The sequence below is a fragment of the Pseudomonas sp. F-14 TE3623 genome, from assembly GCF_053629015.1.
Genome location: NZ_JBRJHM010000001.1, coordinates 457,809 through 476,631 on the forward strand (window position 1 = coordinate 457,809; position 18,823 = coordinate 476,631).

General features: G+C 57.9%; 16 protein-coding genes and 1 pseudogene. 5 read left to right on the forward strand and 12 right to left on the reverse strand.

The genetic code is table 11. The features are described from left to right. Positions 1-26: 26 nt before the first annotated feature. Positions 27-1,175: a PheS-related mystery ligase SrmL gene (gene srmL / locus AB7M29_RS02120; RefSeq protein ID WP_454248691.1), complete on the reverse strand. Its 1,149-nt coding sequence runs from the start codon at positions 1,173-1,175 to the stop codon at positions 27-29. 458 nt (positions 1,176-1,633) lie between these two features. Between srmL and AB7M29_RS02125 the strand changes: the two genes are divergently transcribed. Beyond that, a complete protein-coding gene (locus AB7M29_RS02125) occupies positions 1,634-2,557 on the forward strand; it encodes a hypothetical protein (RefSeq protein ID WP_454246232.1) in 924 nt (307 codons plus the stop codon). A 220-nt stretch (positions 2,558-2,777) separates the two neighbouring features. Here AB7M29_RS02125 and AB7M29_RS02130 read toward each other — a convergent pair. The 7 genes and pseudogenes from AB7M29_RS02130 to dadA all read right to left on the reverse strand — a co-directional run bounded on the left by AB7M29_RS02130 (position 2,778) and on the right by dadA (position 9,671). Next, positions 2,778-3,139, reverse strand: a pseudogene (locus tag AB7M29_RS02130) (DUF6124 family protein). Between the two features lie 402 nt (positions 3,140-3,541). Further along, positions 3,542-5,464 (reverse strand): acetyl-CoA hydrolase/transferase C-terminal domain-containing protein, encoded by a 1,923-nt coding sequence (locus AB7M29_RS02135; protein WP_454246233.1) that lies wholly within the window; start codon positions 5,462-5,464, stop codon positions 3,542-3,544. 132 nt (positions 5,465-5,596) lie between these two features. Beyond that, positions 5,597-6,010, reverse strand: a complete 414-nt coding sequence (locus tag AB7M29_RS02140) for a c-type cytochrome (protein WP_367616756.1) — start codon at positions 6,008-6,010, stop codon at positions 5,597-5,599. 182 nt (positions 6,011-6,192) lie between these two features. Then, positions 6,193-6,741, reverse strand: coding sequence for a cupin domain-containing protein (locus tag AB7M29_RS02145; protein WP_007894746.1), 549 nt, complete (start codon positions 6,739-6,741; stop codon positions 6,193-6,195). 128 nt (positions 6,742-6,869) lie between these two features. Then, entirely contained in the window at positions 6,870-7,943 is a 1,074-nt protein-coding gene (alr, locus tag AB7M29_RS02150) for an alanine racemase (protein WP_217856855.1), read from the reverse strand. Between the two features lie 98 nt (positions 7,944-8,041). After that, positions 8,042-8,395: a RidA family protein gene (locus tag AB7M29_RS02155; RefSeq protein WP_217856856.1), complete on the reverse strand. Its 354-nt coding sequence runs from the start codon at positions 8,393-8,395 to the stop codon at positions 8,042-8,044. Next, positions 8,367-9,671 carry a D-amino acid dehydrogenase gene (gene dadA / locus AB7M29_RS02160; protein WP_454246234.1) on the reverse strand — a complete coding sequence of 435 codons (1,305 nt, stop codon included), beginning with the start codon at positions 9,669-9,671 and terminating at the stop codon, positions 8,367-8,369. The genes AB7M29_RS02155 and dadA overlap by 29 nt, the downstream gene beginning before the upstream one ends. 156 nt (positions 9,672-9,827) lie before the next feature. Between dadA and AB7M29_RS02165 the strand changes: the two genes are divergently transcribed. Further along, on the forward strand, positions 9,828-10,316 hold the full coding sequence (locus AB7M29_RS02165) for an Lrp/AsnC ligand binding domain-containing protein (protein ID WP_003206849.1): 489 nt from the start codon (positions 9,828-9,830) through the stop codon (positions 10,314-10,316). 148 nt (positions 10,317-10,464) lie between these two features. Here the strand turns inward: AB7M29_RS02165 and AB7M29_RS02170 are convergent, their stop codons facing one another. Continuing rightward, positions 10,465-10,818: a YkgJ family cysteine cluster protein gene (locus AB7M29_RS02170; protein ID WP_007894729.1), complete on the reverse strand. Its 354-nt coding sequence runs from the start codon at positions 10,816-10,818 to the stop codon at positions 10,465-10,467. A gap of 148 nt (positions 10,819-10,966) precedes the next feature. Between AB7M29_RS02170 and AB7M29_RS02175 the strand changes: the two genes are divergently transcribed. Then, a complete protein-coding gene (locus AB7M29_RS02175; protein WP_454246235.1) occupies positions 10,967-12,280 on the forward strand; it encodes an NAD(P)/FAD-dependent oxidoreductase in 1,314 nt (437 codons plus the stop codon). 144 nt (positions 12,281-12,424) lie between these two features. On the opposite strand, the gene AB7M29_RS02180 is transcribed toward AB7M29_RS02175, so the two are convergent. Continuing rightward, complete coding sequence (locus AB7M29_RS02180) at positions 12,425-12,670, reverse strand: DUF1127 domain-containing protein (protein ID WP_123720232.1); 246 nt, start codon at positions 12,668-12,670, stop codon at positions 12,425-12,427. Between the two features lie 179 nt (positions 12,671-12,849). Here AB7M29_RS02180 and AB7M29_RS02185 point away from each other — a divergent pair, with 179 nt between their 5' ends. Continuing rightward, positions 12,850-14,271, forward strand: coding sequence for an aminotransferase-like domain-containing protein (locus tag AB7M29_RS02185; RefSeq protein WP_217856859.1), 1,422 nt, complete (start codon positions 12,850-12,852; stop codon positions 14,269-14,271). Positions 14,272-14,327: 56 nt separating this feature from the next. Further along, positions 14,328-15,911, forward strand: a complete 1,584-nt coding sequence (locus tag AB7M29_RS02190) for a phospholipase D family protein (protein WP_454246236.1) — start codon at positions 14,328-14,330, stop codon at positions 15,909-15,911. An 88-nt stretch (positions 15,912-15,999) separates the two neighbouring features. Here the strand turns inward: AB7M29_RS02190 and AB7M29_RS02195 are convergent, their stop codons facing one another. Both AB7M29_RS02195 and AB7M29_RS02200 read right to left on the reverse strand, forming a co-directional pair. Further along, complete coding sequence (locus tag AB7M29_RS02195) at positions 16,000-17,142, reverse strand: MFS transporter (RefSeq protein WP_217856860.1); 1,143 nt, start codon at positions 17,140-17,142, stop codon at positions 16,000-16,002. A 186-nt stretch (positions 17,143-17,328) separates the two neighbouring features. Further along, positions 17,329-18,822, reverse strand: coding sequence for an aldehyde dehydrogenase (locus AB7M29_RS02200; RefSeq protein WP_454246237.1), 1,494 nt, complete (start codon positions 18,820-18,822; stop codon positions 17,329-17,331). Between the last annotated feature and the right edge of the window lies 1 nt (position 18,823).

Sequence of the window (18,823 nt, forward strand, 5' to 3'; positions counted from 1 at the left end):
TCAGTTATTACTCGAACACCTCGGTTTCAAGCCTTTGGCAGGTCCATTCTGTAACCCGCCCCAGGCGCTCCTTCATGCATCGCCGCCTGAATGTCCGCATACAAGGCGTTCGCCTCAGCGGTAGTGATTGATCGCGAACAATCGCGCAGCACCACGCGTAAAAGCACGTTTTCCTGGCCCGGCAGCAGCCCGAGCCGCTCAATTGCCTGCGCGGGTAAATCCGAGAACTCCCACCGCCCCTGAACTTGCATCTCCTCGATCCAGTCAGAGCAGTCGCCGGCCGCCTGCAACATTCTTTCGGTCAACACTTCCTCGCTCAGCCCCGGTGTTACCGCCAACGAAATGTCACGAGCAATAGACGGCAAACGAGATACCGCCGTCCATGGATTCAGATCATACATCTGCGCCTGCACTCGCATGTTCTGATCGCGTAGCAAGCGAATATCTGGAATGCCTTTTCGCAACATCGTCAGGCGATCCAGCCCCATCCCGAGCGCTAACCCTCCATGATGCAGCGGGTCTATGTTCAAGCGCTCCAACAAAGACCTCGCAATACGACCACACTCCAGCACCTCCACCGGAGCCCCATCATTCAAGACATTCACTTCGATTCCGCCCTCTGTGTAGTGATGCGGACTATCGCTATAGACCCAACGTTTGTCAGGAACGGCAGACTTAAGGATATCGCCGACCAAACGCAACAGATGTTCGTGCGTTGCCAGTTCCGGATCACCCAGCACCCAAATGTCCATTTGATGCGGTTCAGCGCAATGCCAACGATCCCGACTATCACGACGGAAAGTAATACCTGGCGCTGCCAATAATATCGTCTGTCCCGGCTGGCGCATCTGAGCCGCTCGCTGAAGCGCTACCGGGATCTGGCTGGTGGTTTGTGTTCGCAACAGCGAGTGCTCATCGACCCAACGGGTGTGTTCACTCCCCAGCGTAACCTCTGCCGGGTCATAACCGAGTAAACCGTAATTTTCTTCAGCGGACACAATCCTCGGCCCGGTTTGTAGTTGCGCTTGAGGCCAACCTTTTTCAGAGAGTCCTTTGAGGATTTCATTTAGCAGCAATCGGACGGCGTGATCGGGATCTTTTGTTTCGGTTAGATCATCCAATAATAGGGCCTGATGGACAGACGTATCTGTCAGATATTTCTTTGATGCGCGCACTATATAACCCTCGATCCACAGTTGAACAACGAGCCAAAAAAGCAAGCCCATAAATAAATCTAACGACACACGATCAACTACCACAACAAAAAAATGACAGATATCGGATTTTCAGACCAAGACTACAGATGCGCCCCACACAAATAACCGAATTAAACCCTCCGAAAACCCTGGCAGATAAATTTATTCTAAAAATCGCCCAACAAATCATTTAATACATTAGAAAATTCTGTATTAATTATTCCACTCCCAAGCAGTTCGGGGAGCAAAAACCAAAAAAATGAAAAAGGATGATCAGATGAAAAATGAAAAAAACGTCGAAGAAAAGCTTAACCGGATCACTTCTGGTCCGGATAATTTTGGGTGGGCTCCATTGGCTTGGGCTCACACAGAAGAGTAAATAACACCAATGTGCGGCAAGCATTTTTGCCGCACATTGAAAAAACCAGGAGGATTGTATGTCACCACCGAATAGGATATCGACACTCTTCGGCCATGAGGAATTATCAATTATTGCGGACTCAGAGCACTTCCTCAGAGAATGTGCGCTTCTAGGGTTCAATACGGCCAATATTTCAAAGCTAGAGAAATTACCAAAAAACAGTATTGTTTTTTCCTTTAGCAACGACGCTGCAAAAATGACGTTTGATCTAGCAAAAAACACGGAGAGCAAGAAAAGCGTTTTCTGCGCAACTCAAGTGTTCGAGCCCACTGTAGCTGCGGCGCTTTATAGCCTGAAGCTTTTGCTGAGCTGCAATTTTGAACATGCCTTATGTACACAGCGATCCGTGTTAAACATGCTCAATTCAAATGAGTCATTTCTCCTGTCTGGTAACGACGCCGATGCGCAGGTCTCGGTTTTTCCGCACGCCCAGCCTTACGCACTACTTGCCGAAGACGTGTCTCACGATTTTGTTCAGTCCGTGGCAGAGTTTTTTGAAGTTCATTACGTGCACATGAACCCACAGGAGCCCTGTCCGTTTTCTTTTACCGGCACATTAAAAATCGCGGGAATATTAACAGTACTTAGAAAACCTAATCCGATACTGCCAGATGGTTTGAAAACCTCCCTTAGATGGCTGAGTGATCGAATTTCGGAAGAAGGTGCACTCTTATCAATAAAAGACAACACCATCACTTCACTAAAGGTAAAAAATGAGGAGCACATAAAGCTTCTGGATCTTGCGGCTGGTTCTCGTGGACTTCAACTGACGGAGTTCGCCATCGGGGTAAACGAGGCTATCGCATCAAATATTGATTACAAGATCAACTCACAAATGAATGAAGGCATCAGCGGGGTTCATTTAGCCATTGGTGATGGGTCTTCCGGTTACCACATAGACTTCCTTAGTCCTTCCGTGAACGTAAACCCAATACACTAATTAATTCAATAGCAACCCGATAACGTTAAAAACATCTGTTCTATATCTCTGTCGCAACAACGCCTGCGCATGTGCGCCCCCTCGCGTTGCTGAATACATCGCTATCGCGGGCAAGCCCACTCCTAATTTGGATGTTCGCCGGACACAAAATTTGTGTTCTCTGGAGATCCAAGTAGGGGTGAGCCTACTCGCGATGAACGATTACACGGTTTCCCGCTGGTTACTTGGACACCTTGACGTTATCGAGCATCCTATTCACTGCCAGTTCCGCCAACATGATGATCTGTTGAATCGCCATCGCCGTGTGCCGATGTGGTCCTTCCAGGTAACCCGCGAAGTCGCTGGTCATGACGCTGGCCGAGGCGAGTGATTCGCAAGTATGCGTCAGCAGGTCTTCATCTCTGATATCCGGCGCGACCATGAACATGGTGCTCGGTTTGCGGGCGACCGGGGATTTGAGGATGGGGGGTTTAGGTAGTGATCGAGGGCGCGGTCGGCGGCTTCGTGGAGTTTTCTTGAATCGAGTGATTCGTAGGGGGATGCCGGATCGGCGTCTGGCGGATTGGGCGTAATTTTGCACATAGTATTCTTTTCCTAATGGGCAGCCACGCCTCGCTACTAATACGAGGGGGTGGCGGCTGTACGCAGGTTAGTAGACCGGGGAAAAGAAGAAAGCCGGCGCACCCGAGGGCGCCCTACGCACAGCCACCATCAAATACAGGCATGGAAATACCTGTCTGACGGACGCTCGTGCGACCTTCTCATACCACGGGCTACTAAACCCGATCACTGGGAATCAGTGACGGAAATCAAGTTACCGAGGGTGCTCATAACGCACAAGCCGGCGGATTCTGGCGTAGTCGTAGGCAATGCCGCAAGGTGCTGTAGCTTTCAGGAAGTAACTCTAAACACCTTTAAACAGGCACTTCGAGCTGACTCCTATATCGCGGGCCAGCCCGCTCCCACAGGTTTTTGTGGTGGCTGTTACTGCGCGGTAGCCTTCAGGCCAGTGAGCAGTAGCCGCTGAAACAAATCCTCTTTCAGCCCTTCCGGTTTCGTCAGCTGCATCCTTTCCAGATGCACCGGGAATTCCGAAGCCGCTGGCGCATCCAGCGCAGCCTTGCCCAATTCCAGAATCTCCGTGAGCTTGAACTTGCTCTTCAACCAGTTCAGCGCCCGCAATAAGTCCCGTTCCTCAGCGGTGAAATCACAGCCCAGCGGATATTCCGGAAACAGATTCAAATGCCGCCCCTGAATGGCCTGCAAACGCTGTGGGCTGTTGTCGGCGAAACGCGGATCGAGGCGAAAATGCTTCGGCAATTTGCCAACGCTCTGCGCCTGCTCGATCAGCCCTGGCTGGAAACGTGAGTCGCTGATATTCAGCAATGCCTCGATCACCGCCGCGTCGGTCTTGCCCCGCAAATCGGCGATGCCGTACTCGGTGACAACGATGTCCCGCAGGTGCCGCGGGATCGTGCAGTGACCGTATTGCCAGACGATATTCGAACTGACTTCACCGCCCGACTCGCGCCAACTGCGCAGCAGCAGGATCGAACGCGCACCTTCCAGCGCATGGCCCTGGACGACGAAGTTGTATTGCCCGCCGACACCGCTCAGCACCCGCCCGTCTTCGAGTTGATCGGCCACGCCGGCGCCGAGCAAGGTCATGGTGAAGACAGTGTTGATGAAGCGCGCATCGAGGCGCTGCAAGCGTTTGAGTTCTTCCTGACCGTAGAGCTCGTTGATGTAGCTGATGCGGGTCATGTTGAATTCGAGCCGTTTGCCTTGAGGCATCTCCCGCAGGCGTTCATAGAAACTGCGCGGCCCGAGGAAAAATCCGCCATGCACCGAGATGCCATCAGTCTGCGCGGCCTCGTCCAGCGTTCCGGCATTTGCCTGCTGCTGGGTCGGCACGTCCGGGTAGACCTTGCGCCGCACGATCCCGGCGTCCGCTAATACCAGCAAGCCGTTGACGAACATTTCGCTGCAACCGTAAAGGCCTTTGGCGAACGGTTCGATGCCTCCTTCACGCTCAATCAACTGCGCCCACTGGCTGAGATTCAGATCCGCCAGCAACGCCTTATAACCGTCACTGTCAGCCTGCCGCGCCAGCAACGCTGCCGTCAGGGCATCGCCCATGGCGCCGATGCCAATCTGCAAGGTACCGCCGTCGCGCACCAGCGTGCTGGCGTGCAGGCCGATGAAATGATCCTGAAAACCCACCGGCATATTCGGCGTGGAAAACAGCGTGGTGCTGTCCTTCGCGTCGATCAGCAGGTCGAAGCTGTCGATGCCGATTTCCGCATCGCCGGGCATGTACGGCAAATCGTTGTGTACCTGGCCCACCATCAGGATCGTCTCCCCCGCCGCCCGGCGTTTGGCGATCATCGGAAACAGGTCGAGGGTGATGTCCGGGTTGCAGCTCAGGCTCAGGCGATCGGGATGCTCGCTGTGGCTGGCGACCAGTTGCGCGACCAGATTCAAGCCAGCGGCATTGATGTCCCGGGCGGCGTGGCTGTAATTGCTGCTGACGTAATCCTGCTGGGCCGATGCACTGTTAAGCAGGCTGCCTGGCTGCAGGAAGAATTGATGGACGTGAATGTTGGCCGGCAGGCTGTCGCGATGCAGGTCGGCGAGAAAGTCCAGCTCCGGATAATCGCCGAACACCCTTTCGATGAAGGGTTCGAGGAAGCGCTTTTGCAAGCCATCGCCCAATGGCGGGCGTCCGAGGCACAGGGCGGTGTAAATCGTCAGTTGCCGCTCGGGCAGTTGCGCGATCCGTTGATACAGCGCGTTGACGAAGTCATTGGGTTTGCCCAGCCCCAGGGGCAAGCCCATGTGGATATGCGCAGGCAACCGCGCCAGGACATCATCGACCGCCTGTTCGATAGAACACAACTGCACCATCTGATCCTCCCGCCCGTTCCATGAATTGGGGTTGGACCGAGCTTGCCGGGTCTTTGCCGCAAAGAATAGCCTCAGGGGAAAATCGCAGGCACAAAAAAGCCGCTCGAAAGCGGCTTTTCGTTGAAGACGGGGTTATTTCAGACCGGACATCTTCTGGATGGCGCCCTTGAGATCGCCATCAGAGCAATCGGCGCAAGTGCCTTTTGGTGGCATCGCGTTGACGCCGGAAATTGCTTTCGCTAGCAAGCCATCAAGGCCGCCTTCTTTCTTGGCACGCTCGCCCCAGGCTGCAGCATCACCGACTTTCGGTGCGCCCAACAGGCCGGTGCCGTGGCATGCGTTGCAATGTTTTGCAATCACTGAGTCTGGGGTTTTGGCATCACCACCACCCGCAGAAGCAGCGACTTCCATCCCCTTGCACTCTTTGCCCTGCACACAAACCTGGCCGACGGGTTCAAGACGTTTAGCGATATCGTCGTTGGTCGCTGCCTGTGCGCTGACTGCCCAAAGGGCCAATACGGTTGCTGGTGCGGCCAGCATTTTCATAATTAGGTTCACGCGTACACCCTCAATGGTGGCTAGTCACGCCCACGGCCACGGTTCGCAGGCGGGCGCAAGTATAGCGGTAAGCCCGTCACACTGAAACAACCCCAAAGTCGAAGGGGTCTTGTCGTGGGATGGGAATACAGCATGGGCGTCTCCACAATCCGGGCAGGACGCCTCTTCTCTTAGAAATTCGCTGGAGTGGCTGCGCTGATTAGTCGCGCCGGGGCATCGAACGGATTACGGAAGCGGTGCGGCTTGGTACTTTCAAAGTAGTAGCTATCGCCGGCTTCGAGCACAAATGTTTCGAGCCCGACCACAAGCTCCAGCCGACCTTCCACCAGAATTCCGGTTTCCTCGCCCTCATGGGTGAGCATCTCGTCACCGGTGTCGGCGCCTGGCGGGTAGATTTCGTTGAGGAACGCGATAGCCCGGCTCGGGTGAGCCCGACCGACCAGTTTCATGGTCACTGCCCCATCGGAAATATCGATCAGCTCGTGGGCTTTGTAGACGATCTGAGTCGGTTTTTCCTGCAGGATTTCTTCGGAAAAGAACTCGACCATGGACATGGGAATCCCGCCCAGTACCTTCCTCAGCGAACTGATCGAGGGGCTGACGCTGTTCTTCTCGATCATCGAAATGGTGCTGTTGGTAACACCCGCGCGTTTGGCGAGCTCACGCTGGGAAAGACCTTTGAGCTTACGGATGGATTGCAGTCGTTCACCGACGTCCAATGCTGGAGCCTCCAGGGATTCAGGTTGCAGGAATATTGAGCGTTATCATGGCGACAGCGTTCAGTATTTACAACACTTGGACCTGAATCCTGTTTGGCGAAGCGACTTTCGGTCGGGAACGTTTTTCGTCAGGCCCCGGAATAGAGCAGCGGCACTCGACGCAGGTTGCAGAAGATCTGGTAAGGAATCGTGCCCGCTGCCGTCGCAACGTCACTGGCGAGGATATTTTTGCCCCACAACTCGACGGGCGAACCGAGACCGGCTTGCGGCACATCGGTCAGGTCGACACAGAGCATGTCCATCGACACGCGGCCAATCAACTGGCTGCGCTGCCCGGCGACCATCACGGGCGTACCGGTCGGAGCCTGACGTGGATAGCCGTCGGCATAACCCATTGCCACCACGCCAACGCGCATCGGCTTGGGGGTGACGAATTTCGCGCCGTAACCAATCGGCTCGCCGGCCGGCAGTTCACGCACGCAAATCACTTTCGATTCCAGGGTCATCACCGGTTGCAGGCGGGACGCCACGGCATTGGCCTCTTCGAAAGGCGTTGCGCCGTAGAGCATGATGCCCGGGCGCACCCAATCGCTCGGAATCTGCGGCCAACCGAGCACCGCCGGCGAATTACGCAGGCTGATTTCAGCCGACAACCCCTGACGCGCCGCCTCGAACACCGCGACCTGCTCGGCGCTGGTCTGGCAGTGCAGTTCATCGGCGCGGGCGAAGTGACTCATCAGCACGATCTTTGCCACTTTGCCGCTGGCCAGCAGCCGTTGATAGGCCGCCTGGTAATCCGCCGGGTGCAAGCCAACCCGATGCATGCCCGAGTCGAGCTTGAGCCATACCGTGATCGGTTTGCTCAGCGCGGCTTTTTCGATGGCTTCGAGCTGCCACAGCGAATGCACCACGCACCAGAAGTCATGCTCGACGATCAGCGACAGCTCATCGGCTTCGAAAAAACCTTCGAGCAACAACACCGGCGCACGAATGCCGGCGGCACGCAGCTCCAACGCCTCTTCGATGCACGCCACGGCAAACCCGTCCGCCTCGGTTTCCAGAGCCTGGGCGCAACGTACCGCGCCATGGCCATAGGCATCGGCCTTGATCACCGCGAGGGCCTTGGCCCCCGTGACTTCACGGGCGATCCGGTAGTTGTGGCGCAGGGCTTGAAGGTCGATCAGGGCACGGGCTGGACGCATGGCGGCAGACTTCTAGTCGGTCATTTGAAAAAAAACCGGCGCTGGCTGACAGCGTGAACCGCCAACAGCACCGGGAGAGGGATCTTTCTGGCTGAGCGTTATGGCAGCGCGGCAACAACCGACAGCTCGACCAGGATTTGCGGTTCGCACAGCTTCGATTCAACGGTAGCGCGGGCCGGGGCGACGCCTTTCGGCAGCCACTGGTCCCACACCGAATTCATGCCTTCGAAGTGCGCGTCGATGTCTTTCAGGTAAATCGTCACCGACAGCAGACGGTTCTTGTCGGTCCCGGCCAGGTCCAGCAAGCGCTCGATGTTGGCGAGGGTTTCACGGGTCTGCTGTTCAATCCCGGCGCTCATGTCATCGCCGACCTGCCCTGCCAGATACACGGTACTGTTGTGGACAACGATCTGGCTCATGCGCTCATTGGTGAGCTGGCGCTGGATTGACATGTTTTGCGGACTCCTGAAGTTTGTTGCTATAACGGGAAATATCGAGACCTTCGGCGCTGATCTGCGGCGTTTTCTTCGCCATCAGATCGGCCAGCAAACGACCGGAGCCACAGGCCATGGTCCAGCCGAGCGTACCGTGGCCCGTATTCAGAAACAGATTTTTGAACGGTGTGGCGCCAACAATCGGGGTGCCGTCCGGAGTGGTCGGACGCAGGCCGGTCCAGAAGCTCGCCTGAGGCAGATCGCCGCCCTGAGGATAAAGGTCGTTGACGATCATCTCCAGGGTTTCGCGTCGACGCGGATTCAACGACAGGTCAAAACCGGCAATTTCCGCCATGCCGCCGACGCGGATGCGGTTGTCGAAACGTGTGATCGCGACCTTGTAGGTCTCGTCGAGAATGGTCGACGTCGGGGCCATCGCCGGATTGATGATCGGCACGGTCAGCGAGTAACCCTTGAGCGGATACACCGGAGCCCGGATGCCCAACGGCTTGAGCAATTGCGGCGAGTAGCTGCCCAACGCCAGCACGTAGCGGTCGGCAGTTTCCAGCTTGCCGTCGATCCATACGCCGTTGATGCGATCACCGGCGAAGTCGAGGCGCTGAATGTCCTGGCCGAAACGGAATTCCACACCCAGTTTCGTAGCCATCTCGGCCAGGCGGGTGGTGAAGATCTGGCAGTCGCCGGTCTGGTCGTTCGGCAGGCGCAAGGCACCGGCGAGGATGTCGGTGACACTGGCCAGGGCCGGTTCGACCCGGGCAATGCCGGCGCGGTCGAGCAATTCGAACGGCACGCCGGACTCTTGCAGCACGGCGATGTCTTTGGCGGCGCCATCAAGCTGCGCCTGGGTGCGGAACAGCTGGGTAGTCCCCAGGCTGCGGCCTTCGTAGGCAATACCGGTTTCGGCGCGCAATTCGTCGAGGCAGTCGCGACTGTACTCGGACAGGCGCACCATGCGCTCCTTGTTCACTGCGTAACGGCTGGCGGTGCAGTTGCGCAGCATCTGCGCCATCCATAGGTATTGGTCGATGTCGGCAGTGGCCTTGATCGCCAACGGTGCGTGACGCTGCAACAACCACTTGATGGCTTTGAGCGGCACGCCCGGTGCGGCCCACGGCGAGGCATAACCCGGCGAAACCTGCCCGGCGTTGGCGAAACTGGTTTCCATGGCCGCCGCTGGCTGACGGTCAACCACCGTCACCTCAAAGCCGGCCCGTGCCAGATAATAGGCACTGGCGGTACCGATGACGCCGCTACCCAAGACCAGAACGCGCATTTTCATATCCCTCATCGCGGCTTACCGCTGACGTTTATTGTGCAGACCGAAGATGCGGGCAGTTTAAAAAAGATTAGCCAGTGCTTTTCACTATATAAGTGCCTATATTTGGCGACAATTCTCGGCAAAAACCCTTTTCACGGAGGCGCATCCCCTATGCGGACCAACACTCAGACCAAACGTGAGCTGGACAAGATCGACCGCAACATCTTGCGGATCCTGCAAGCGGACGGGCGTATTTCCTTCACCGAGCTCGGGGAAAAGGTCGGCCTCTCCACCACGCCCTGCACCGAGCGGGTACGGCGACTGGAGCGCGAAGGGATCATCATGGGCTACAACGCCCGCCTGAATCCGCAGCACCTCAAGGGTAGCCTGCTGGTGTTCGTCGAGATCAGCCTCGACTACAAATCCGGCGATACTTTCGAAGAGTTCCGACGCGCGGTGCTGAAACTGCCCCACGTACTGGAATGCCATTTGGTGTCAGGTGACTTCGATTACCTGGTGAAAGCACGGATTTCCGAGATGGCCTCGTACCGCAAACTGCTGGGCGACATCCTGCTCAAGCTACCGCATGTGCGCGAATCCAAGAGCTATATCGTGATGGAAGAAGTGAAAGAGAGCTTGAACCTGCCGATTCCGGATTGAGGGGCTGCCTTGAGGAAATGGCTGTCAGGGCGATAGCTTTCGCGAGCAAGCCCGCTCCCGCATTAGATATTCAGTGGGCATGGATTTGTGTACGGCAAAGATCAAGTGTGGGAGCGGGCTTGCTCGCGAAGGCCGCGCCTCGGTCTAGCTAGACCAACACCTGCCGGGTGCTGGCCATGTATTCATGAATCTGCTTCTCGACCCGCGGATGGATCAGCTCCACCGGTCGCCGTCCGTTGGGGCATGGCAACGTCTTGGTGGTACCGAACAGCCGACAGATCAGCGGTCGTTCGTCATACACCGTGCAGCCGTTGGGCCCTAGATGGACGCAATTGAGTTCATCCATCGCTGCATCCTGCTCGGCCCGGGTCTTGCGCGGCAGGCGGGACATTTCTTCAGGCGAGGTGGTCACCGGCCCACAGCAGTCATGGCAGCCGGGCACGCACTCGAAAGAGGGAATCTGCTGGCGCAGCGTGCGAATTTTCTGACTGTTGCAACTCATCGAAGCGGTGACCGAATGCGGAATAGACCGGGATTCTGACGCAAAAACCCCGATCCAGACAGCGCCAACCGACCGGTGTTGCCCGTGGCCGAAACGGCGGCTTATGCTCCGTCAACTTTTTCAAACACACGAACTCAGGATGACGCACATGAACGCCCCCGTTCAGCAACCAGCCCCGAGCCATCAACACACGGCCTCTTATTACGCCGCCAGCAGCTTGCCGCAACCCGATTTTGCGGTGCTCACAGGTGAGCTGGTTGCGGACGTATGTGTGGTGGGCGGCGGGTTATCCGGGCTGAACACCGCGATTGAACTGGCCGAACGCGGCTTCAGCGTGGTGCTGCTGGAAGCACACAAGATCGGTTGGGGCGCCAGCGGGCGCAATGGCGGGCAATTGATTCGCGGCGTCGGCCATGGCCTCGACCAATTCGCCAACGTGATCGGTGCAGACGGTGTGCGTCACATGAAACTGATGGGCCTGGAAGCGGTGGAAATCGTCCGACAGCGGATCGAGCGTTTTCAGATCCCTTGCGACCTGACCTGGGGTTACTGCGACCTCGCCAACAAGACTCAAGACCTGGAAGGCTTCGCCGAAGACGCCATCGAGCTACACAGCCTCGGTTACCGTTACGAAACCCGTTTGCTGCAAGCCAATGAAATACACAGCGTGGTGGGTTCCGACCGCTATGTCGGCGGTCTGATCGACATGGGCTCCGGGCATCTGCACCCATTGAACCTGGCACTCGGCGAAGCGGCCGCCGCCCAACAATTGGGCGTAAAGCTGTTCGAACAATCGGCGGTGACCCGCATCGATTACGGCCCCGAGGTCAAAGTCCACACCGCCCAGGGCTCAGTTCACGCGAAGACGCTGGTGCTGGGTTGCAACGCCTACCTCAACGATCTCAATCCGCAACTCGGCGGCAAGGTGCTGCCCGCCGGCAGTTACATCATCGCCACCGAACCCTTGAGTGAAGAACAGGCTCACGCGCTGCTGCCGCAAAACATGGCGGTCTGCGATCAACGGGTGGCGCTGGATTATTACCGACTCTCGGCGGACCGACGCTTACTGTTCGGCGGTGCCTGCCATTATTCAGGACGCGACCCGAAAGACATCGCCGCGTACATGCGACCGAAGATGCTGGCGGTATTCCCGCAACTGGCCGGGGTGAAAATCGACTATCAATGGGGCGGGATGATCGGCATCGGCGCCAATCGCCTGCCGCAGATCGGACAGCTCAAGGAGCAGCCGAATGTGTATTACGCCCAGGCTTATTCCGGCCATGGGTTGAACGCCACGCATCTGGCGGGCAAGTTGTTGGCTGAAGCTATCAGTGGTCAGCAGAGTGGAGGGTTCGATCTGTTCGCCAAGGTGCCGCATATCACCTTCCCCGGCGGCAAACATTTGCGTTCGCCGTTGTTGGCGTTGGGGATGTTGTGGCATCGGTTCAAAGAATTGGTCTGAAAGATTTTCGGCGTCTGTATCGACGCCTTCGCGAGCAAGCCCGCTCCCACATTTAATCGTTGTCGAACACAAAATCTGCGTTCGTTGACGATCAAATGTGGGAGCGGGCTTGCTCGCGAATCGATTTAAAGAACACCGCAAAACTCAGATCCGCCAGAACGGTTTAAGCCCCTCCTCCAACGCCTGCTCCTGACTCAATCCGACATCCCTGAGCTGCTCCGGCGTCAATTCCAGCAACACCTTGCGCGTGTGCAGACGATGCCAGAACAGGCCCCAGCGACCCAGGCAGGACGGTGCGTTGCGCATGACCGCCTCGCGTGCGCCGTTTTTTTGCCCTGCCGCCAGTTCCTGACTGTGTAACGTCAGCCGCACATCGCTCAAGCCGTTCATTTTCGTCGCTCCTGTTTACTTGGGTAGCCAGAGCTTTCATGATGCGCGGACGGCGAAAAGCATTACAGATTCAACGATGGTGTATTAATTCCATACAGATTTTCCATTTAAGCCTCTGAATCACATATTTTTGCCCCATCTGTGCTGGTTAACCGAATCACCCACACCGAGACTGCGCCATGACCCTTTACGTCAACCTCGCCGAATTGCTCGGCACTCGTATCGAACAGGGCTTCTATCGTCCCGGTGACCGGTTGCCCTCGGTGCGGGCACTGAGTGTCGAACACGGGGTCAGCCTGAGCACGGTGCAGCAGGCCTATCGAGTGCTGGAAGACGTTGGCCTGGCGATGCCCAAACCCAAGTCCGGCTACTTCGTCCCCGTGAGTCGCGAACTGCCGGAGCTGCCAGTGGTTGGCCGGCCCGCCCAACGACCGGTGGATATTTCGCAGTGGGATCAAGTGCTGGAACTGATCCGCGCCGTACCGCGCAAGGACGTCGTGCAACTGGGTCGCGGCATGCCGGACATCACCACGCCGACCATGAAACCGCTGCTGCGCAACCTGGCGCGAATCAGCCGGCGGCAGGATATGCCCGGTCTGTATTACGACAACATCTACGGCACCCTTGAATTGCGCGAACAGATCGCTCGTCTGATGCTCGATTCCGGCTGCCAGTTAAGCGCCAACGATCTGGTGATCACTACCGGTTGCCATGAAGCACTGTCCACCAGCATCCGTGCCATTTGCGATCCGGGTGACATCGTCGCCGTAGATTCGCCGAGCTTTCACGGCGCCATGCAGACGCTCAAGGGCCTGGGCATGAAAGCCCTGGAAATCCCCACCGACCCGCTCACCGGCATCAGCCTCGATGCTTTGGAACTGGCGTTGGAGCAATGGCCGATCAAAGCCATACAGCTGACCCCCAACTGCAACAACCCGTTGGGCTACATCATGCCGGAGGCGCGTAAACGTGCGCTGTTGACGCTCGCACAGCGTTTCGACGTGGCGATTATCGAGGACGATGTGTATGGCGAACTGGCCTACACCTACCCACGCCCGCGCACGATCAAATCCTTCGACGAAGACGGCCGCGTCCTGCTCTGCAGTTCTTTTTCCAAGACCCTGGCACCGGGCCTGCGCATTGGTTGGGTCGCGCCGGGTCGTTATCTGGAACGGGTGCTGCACATGAAGTACATCAGCACCGGCTCCACCGCGCCGCAACCGCAAATTGCGATTGCCGAATTTCTCAAGGCCGGGCACTTCGAACCGCATTTGCGGAAGATGCGCACGCAATACCAGCGCAATCGCGACGCGATGATCGACTGGGTGACCCGCTATTTCCCTGCTGGCACCCGGGCTAGCCGTCCGCAAGGCAGCTTCATGCTGTGGGTCGAACTGCCCGAGGGCTTCGATACCCTGAAACTCAATCGGGCGCTGCATGATCAAGGCGTACAGATTGCTGTCGGCAGTATCTTTTCCGCCTCGGGCAAATACCGTAATTGCCTGCGGATGAACTACGCTGCCAAAACAACCCCGCAGATCGAAGAAGCAGTACGCAAGGTCGGTGCGACAGCGATCAAACTGCTGGCGGAAACTGACTGACCTTTCTTCGGGAAGCGGCGTCCATATGCTAACTGCCACCACCCGGAATACGCTCCGTGAGAATCAGACAGCCCCTGCTTGCTCTTCTGTTACTCGCCTCGCTCTTTGGTGGCTGTACAACACTCAACGTTCCTCGCGAACCGAGTCAGGCCCTGCCAGCGGCCGATTCGGCGTTCGGCCGCTCGATCCAGGCCCAGGCCGCCCCCCATCAGGGCCAATCGGGTTTTCGCTTACTCTCCGATAGCGCCGAAGCCTTCACCGCCCGCGCCGAGCTGATTCGCAACGCCCAAAGCAGCCTCGATCTGCAGTACTACATCGTCCATGACGGCATCAGCACACGAATACTGGTGAGCGAGCTGCTTAAGGCCGCTGACCGCGGAGTACGGGTGCGGATTCTGCTCGACGACACCACCAGCGATGGTCTGGACCGGATCATCGCGACCCTCGCCGCACATCCGAAGATTCAGATCCGCGTGTTCAACCCGCTGCATCTTGGCCGCAGCACCGTCGTTACGCGAACCATGGGCCGGTTCTTCAACCTGTCGCAGCAACATCGGCGCATGCATAACAAACTGTGGGTGGCGGACAACAGCGCGGCGATCGTTGGTGGACGCAACCTGGGGGACGAATATTTCGATGCCGAACCCAACCTCAATTTCACCGACATCGACATGCTCAGTGTCGGCCCGGTTGCAGAGCAGTTGGGGCACAGCTTCGACCAGTACTGGAACAGCGCCCTGAGCAAGCCGATCGAGCAGTTTCTCTCGACCAAGCCGACAGCCAGGGATCTGAAAAACACCCGGACCCGGCTGGACGAATCCCTGGAGGAAACGCGCAAACAGAACCACGCGCTTTATCAGCAGCTAATGGCCTACACCACTCACCCGCGCCTGGATGTCTGGCGCCGGGAGCTGATCTGGGCCTGGAACCAGGCGTTGTGGGACGCACCGAGCAAGGTATTGTCCAAGGGCGAGCCGGATCCGCACTTGTTGCTGACCACCCAGTTGGCGCCCGAACTCAATGGGGTCAGCAAGGAGCTGATCATGGTTTCGGCTTACATCGTGCCCGGCCAATCGGGGCTGGTGTACCTGGCCGGTCGCGCTGATGCAGGCGTGTCGGTGAGTTTGCTGACCAATTCACTGGAAGCCACCGATGTACCGGCCACGCACGGTGGTTACGCACCTTATCGCAAAGCCTTACTGGAGCATGGCGTGCAGCTGTTCGAATTACGCCGCCAGCCCGGCGACAATGGAGACAATGGCGGCAGCGGACCGAGCCTGTTTCACAGCGGGAGCAGCTCCTACCGTAGTTCCGACTCGAGCCTGCACAGCAAGGCGATGATTTTCGACCGACAGAAAGCCTTCATCGGCTCGTTCAATTTCGACCCACGCTCGGTACTGTGGAACACCGAAGTCGGGGTATTGGTGGACAACCCGCAACTAGCCGGGCGGGTGCGCGAACTGGCACTGGAGGGCATGGCGCCTGCCCTCAGCTATCATGCCCGACTGGAAAAGGGTCAGATCGTCTGGGTCACCGAAGATGACGGCAAGCAGCACACATTGACCGAAGAACCGGGAGGTTGGTGGAGACACTTCAATTCATGGCTCAGCAGCATGGTTGGGCTGGAGCGGATGTTGTAGCTTAAATTGCCAGGATCGCAGCCTTCGGCAGCTCCTACAGGGATCGCATTTCAAATGTAGGAGCTGCCGAAGGCTGCGATCTTTTGATCTATGCCGGCTGCACCACACCAAACGCCCCTTGCCGCGACACCAGAATCACCAGCCCCAACGCGCCCGCCGCCATCAGCAACGGCAAGGCATGCCCGCTGATCCACTGGCTCCCGGCACCGGCCGCCAAGGGCCCGATCAAGCAACCAATTCCCCACAACTGTGCGATATGAGCATTGGCCCGCACCAGCGCATCGTCGCGATAACGTTCGCCGATCAGGATCAGCGACAAGGTGAATAACCCGCCGGCACTGGCGCCAAACAACACCCACAGCGGCCAGATCAGTAGCGTGTCGATCAGCAATGGAATCGCCAGGCTCGACAGCAGCAAGAGCATCGCGCAACCGGTAAACAATGTACGCCGCGACAAGCGATCGGCCAGCGCACCAATCGGCAACTGCAGCAAGGCATCACCCACCACCACCGTGCTGACCATCGCCAAGGCGATTTCCGTGGTGAAGCCCTGGCGCAGGCAGTAAACCGGCAGCAAAGTCAGGATCATCGCTTCAAACGCCGCGAACAGCGATACCGCCCAGGCAATTGCCGGCAAGCCGCGGCAGAAGGTCAACAAGTCACCGAGGGTTACGCTGCAGGCTTCGCTGGTGGGTGCTCCGCCGCGACCCAGCAGCAGGAGCGGTGACGTCATCAGTAAACCGACACCAACCCAGAAGCCGTAATCGTGCTCGGTGCCCAATGCGCCCAACAGCAACGGCCCGGCCAACTGACTCAGCGCATAGCTACTGCCATACAGCGCCACCAGCCGACCGCGCCATTGCTCGACCACCAGTTGGTTGATCCAGCTTTCGCCGAGGATGAAGACGAGGGTCAGGATCACCCCGATCATCAACCGCAGCACCAGCCAGATCGGATAGCTCGGCCACAGCGCAAGCAAGCCGATGGAGACCGCCCCGGCCCACAGGCAAAGGCGCATCAGATTAGCCGTGCCAAGACGGGCTGCGAGGTGGCTGGAAATTTTCGCCCCCAGCAGTACGCCAATGGCCGGCATCGCCGCCATCACGCCGATCGCGAACGAGCCGTAACCCCAGCCTTCCAGACGCAGCGATACCAACGGCATGCTGACACCCAGGGCCAGGCCGACACTCAAGACAGACGCCAAAACGGCGAAATACGTCGCCCAACGCATGTTCCACACTCCTGTGGATTATTATTTTCAGGCACCACGCAAAGCAATGTGGGAGCGGGCTTGCTCGCGAAGAGGCCATCACATCCAACATTGATGTTGGCTGTTACACCGCCTTCGCGAGCAAGCCCGCTCCCACAGGGGATCTGTGTCGTTCAGGAGCCCGACTTACTACCGGGCCCCTTCACTTTACAACTTGATCCAGGTCGCCTTCAGCTCGGTGTACTTGTCGAACGCGTGCAGCGATTTGTCGCGACCATTGCCGGACTGTTTGAAGCCACCGAACGGCGCGGTCATGTCGCCGCCATCGTACTGGTTGACCCACACGCTACCGGCACGCAAAGCCTTGGCGGTCAGGTGAGCCTTGGAGATGTCGGCAGTCCAGACTGCAGCAGCCAAACCGTATGGCGTGTCGTTGGCGATCTGGATGGCTTCTTCAGCGCTGTCGAAGGTGATGACCGACAACACCGGACCGAAGATTTCTTCCTGAGCGATTTTCATCGCATTGCTCACGCCATCGAAAATCGTCGGCTCGACGTAGGTGCCACCGGTTTCCTGAAGAATGCGCTTACCGCCAGCCACCAGTTTGGCGCCATCGGTGTGACCGGATTCGATGTAGGACAACACAGTGTTCATCTGCTGGGTGTCCACCAGTGCACCGACGTTGGTCCCAGGGTCCAGCGGATTGCCAGGCTTCCAGGTTTTCAGGGCTTCGATCACCAGCGGCAGGAATTTGTCCTTGATCGAACGCTCGACCAACAGGCGCGAACCAGCAGTGCAGACTTCGCCCTGGTTGAAGGCGATGGCACCGGCAGCGGCTTCGGCGGCGGCTTGCAGGTCCGGCGCATCGGCAAACACGATGTTCGGGCTCTTGCCGCCAGCTTCGAGCCAGACACGCTTCATGTTCGACTCACCGGAGTAGATCAGCAGTTGCTTGGCAATCTTGGTAGAACCGGTGAACACCAGGGTGTCGACGTCGTTATGCAGGGCCAAGGCCTTGCCGACGGTGTGACCGTAACCCGGCAGCACGTTCAACACGCCTTTCGGGATGCCGGCTTCAACGGCCAGCGCTGCAAGGCGAATGGCAGTCAGCGGCGACTTTTCGGAAGGCTTGAGGATCACCGAGTTACCGGTGGACAGCGCCGGGCCGAGTTTCCAGCAGGCCATCATCAACGGGAAGTTCCATGGCACGATCGCGCCGACCACGCCGACCGGCTCACGAGTCACCAGACCCAGCTGATCGTGTGGGGTGGCAGCGACTTCGTCGTAAATCTTGTCGATGGCTTCACCGCTCCAGCTCAGGGCTTGCGCCGCGCCGGGAACGTCGATGTACAGGGAATCGCTGATCGGCTTGCCCATGTCCAGGGTTTCGAGCAGGGCCAGCTCTTCGGCGTGCTGTTTCAGCAGCCCGGCAAAACGGATCATGGTGGCTTTGCGTTTGGTCGGCGCCAGGCGCGACCAGGCGCCGGAATTGAAAGTGGCGCGGGCGTTGTCCACGGCACGCTGGGCATCGGCGGCGTCACAGCTGGCAATCTTGCCCAGCAGACGGCCATCGACGGGACTGATGCACTCGAAGGTCTCACCGGAGACGGCATCGGTGTATTCGCCATTGATGTAGGCGCGGCCTTCGATCTTCAGATCGCGAGCCCGTTGTTCCCAGTCGGCACGAGTCAGGGTGGTCATT

What these genes read in the sequence shown, in the direction of transcription:
- AB7M29_RS02140 (WP_367616756.1), bottom strand. Translation starts at nt 6,010, where the DNA reads ATGAAAATGCTGGCCGCACCAGCAACCGTATTGGCCCTTTGGGCAGTC.
- AB7M29_RS02125 (WP_454246232.1), top strand. Translation starts at nt 1,634, where the DNA reads ATGTCACCACCGAATAGGATATCGACACTCTTCGGCCATGAGGAATTA.
- AB7M29_RS02170 (WP_007894729.1), bottom strand. Translation starts at nt 10,818, where the DNA reads ATGAGTTGCAACAGTCAGAAAATTCGCACGCTGCGCCAGCAGATTCCC.
- dadA (WP_454246234.1), bottom strand. Translation starts at nt 9,671, where the DNA reads ATGCGCGTTCTGGTCTTGGGTAGCGGCGTCATCGGTACCGCCAGTGCC.
- AB7M29_RS02180 (WP_123720232.1), bottom strand. Translation starts at nt 12,670, where the DNA reads ATGAACGGCTTGAGCGATGTGCGGCTGACGTTACACAGTCAGGAACTG.
- alr (WP_217856855.1), bottom strand. Translation starts at nt 7,943, where the DNA reads ATGCGTCCAGCCCGTGCCCTGATCGACCTTCAAGCCCTGCGCCACAAC.
- AB7M29_RS02155 (WP_217856856.1), bottom strand. Translation starts at nt 8,395, where the DNA reads ATGTCAATCCAGCGCCAGCTCACCAATGAGCGCATGAGCCAGATCGTT.
- AB7M29_RS02185 (WP_217856859.1), top strand. Translation starts at nt 12,850, where the DNA reads ATGACCCTTTACGTCAACCTCGCCGAATTGCTCGGCACTCGTATCGAA.
- AB7M29_RS02195 (WP_217856860.1), bottom strand. Translation starts at nt 17,142, where the DNA reads ATGCGTTGGGCGACGTATTTCGCCGTTTTGGCGTCTGTCTTGAGTGTC.
- AB7M29_RS02165 (WP_003206849.1), top strand. Translation starts at nt 9,828, where the DNA reads ATGCGGACCAACACTCAGACCAAACGTGAGCTGGACAAGATCGACCGC.
- AB7M29_RS02135 (WP_454246233.1), bottom strand. Translation starts at nt 5,464, where the DNA reads ATGGTGCAGTTGTGTTCTATCGAACAGGCGGTCGATGATGTCCTGGCG.
- AB7M29_RS02200 (WP_454246237.1), bottom strand. Translation starts at nt 18,822, where the DNA reads ATGACCACCCTGACTCGTGCCGACTGGGAACAACGGGCTCGCGATCTG.
- AB7M29_RS02175 (WP_454246235.1), top strand. Translation starts at nt 10,967, where the DNA reads ATGAACGCCCCCGTTCAGCAACCAGCCCCGAGCCATCAACACACGGCC.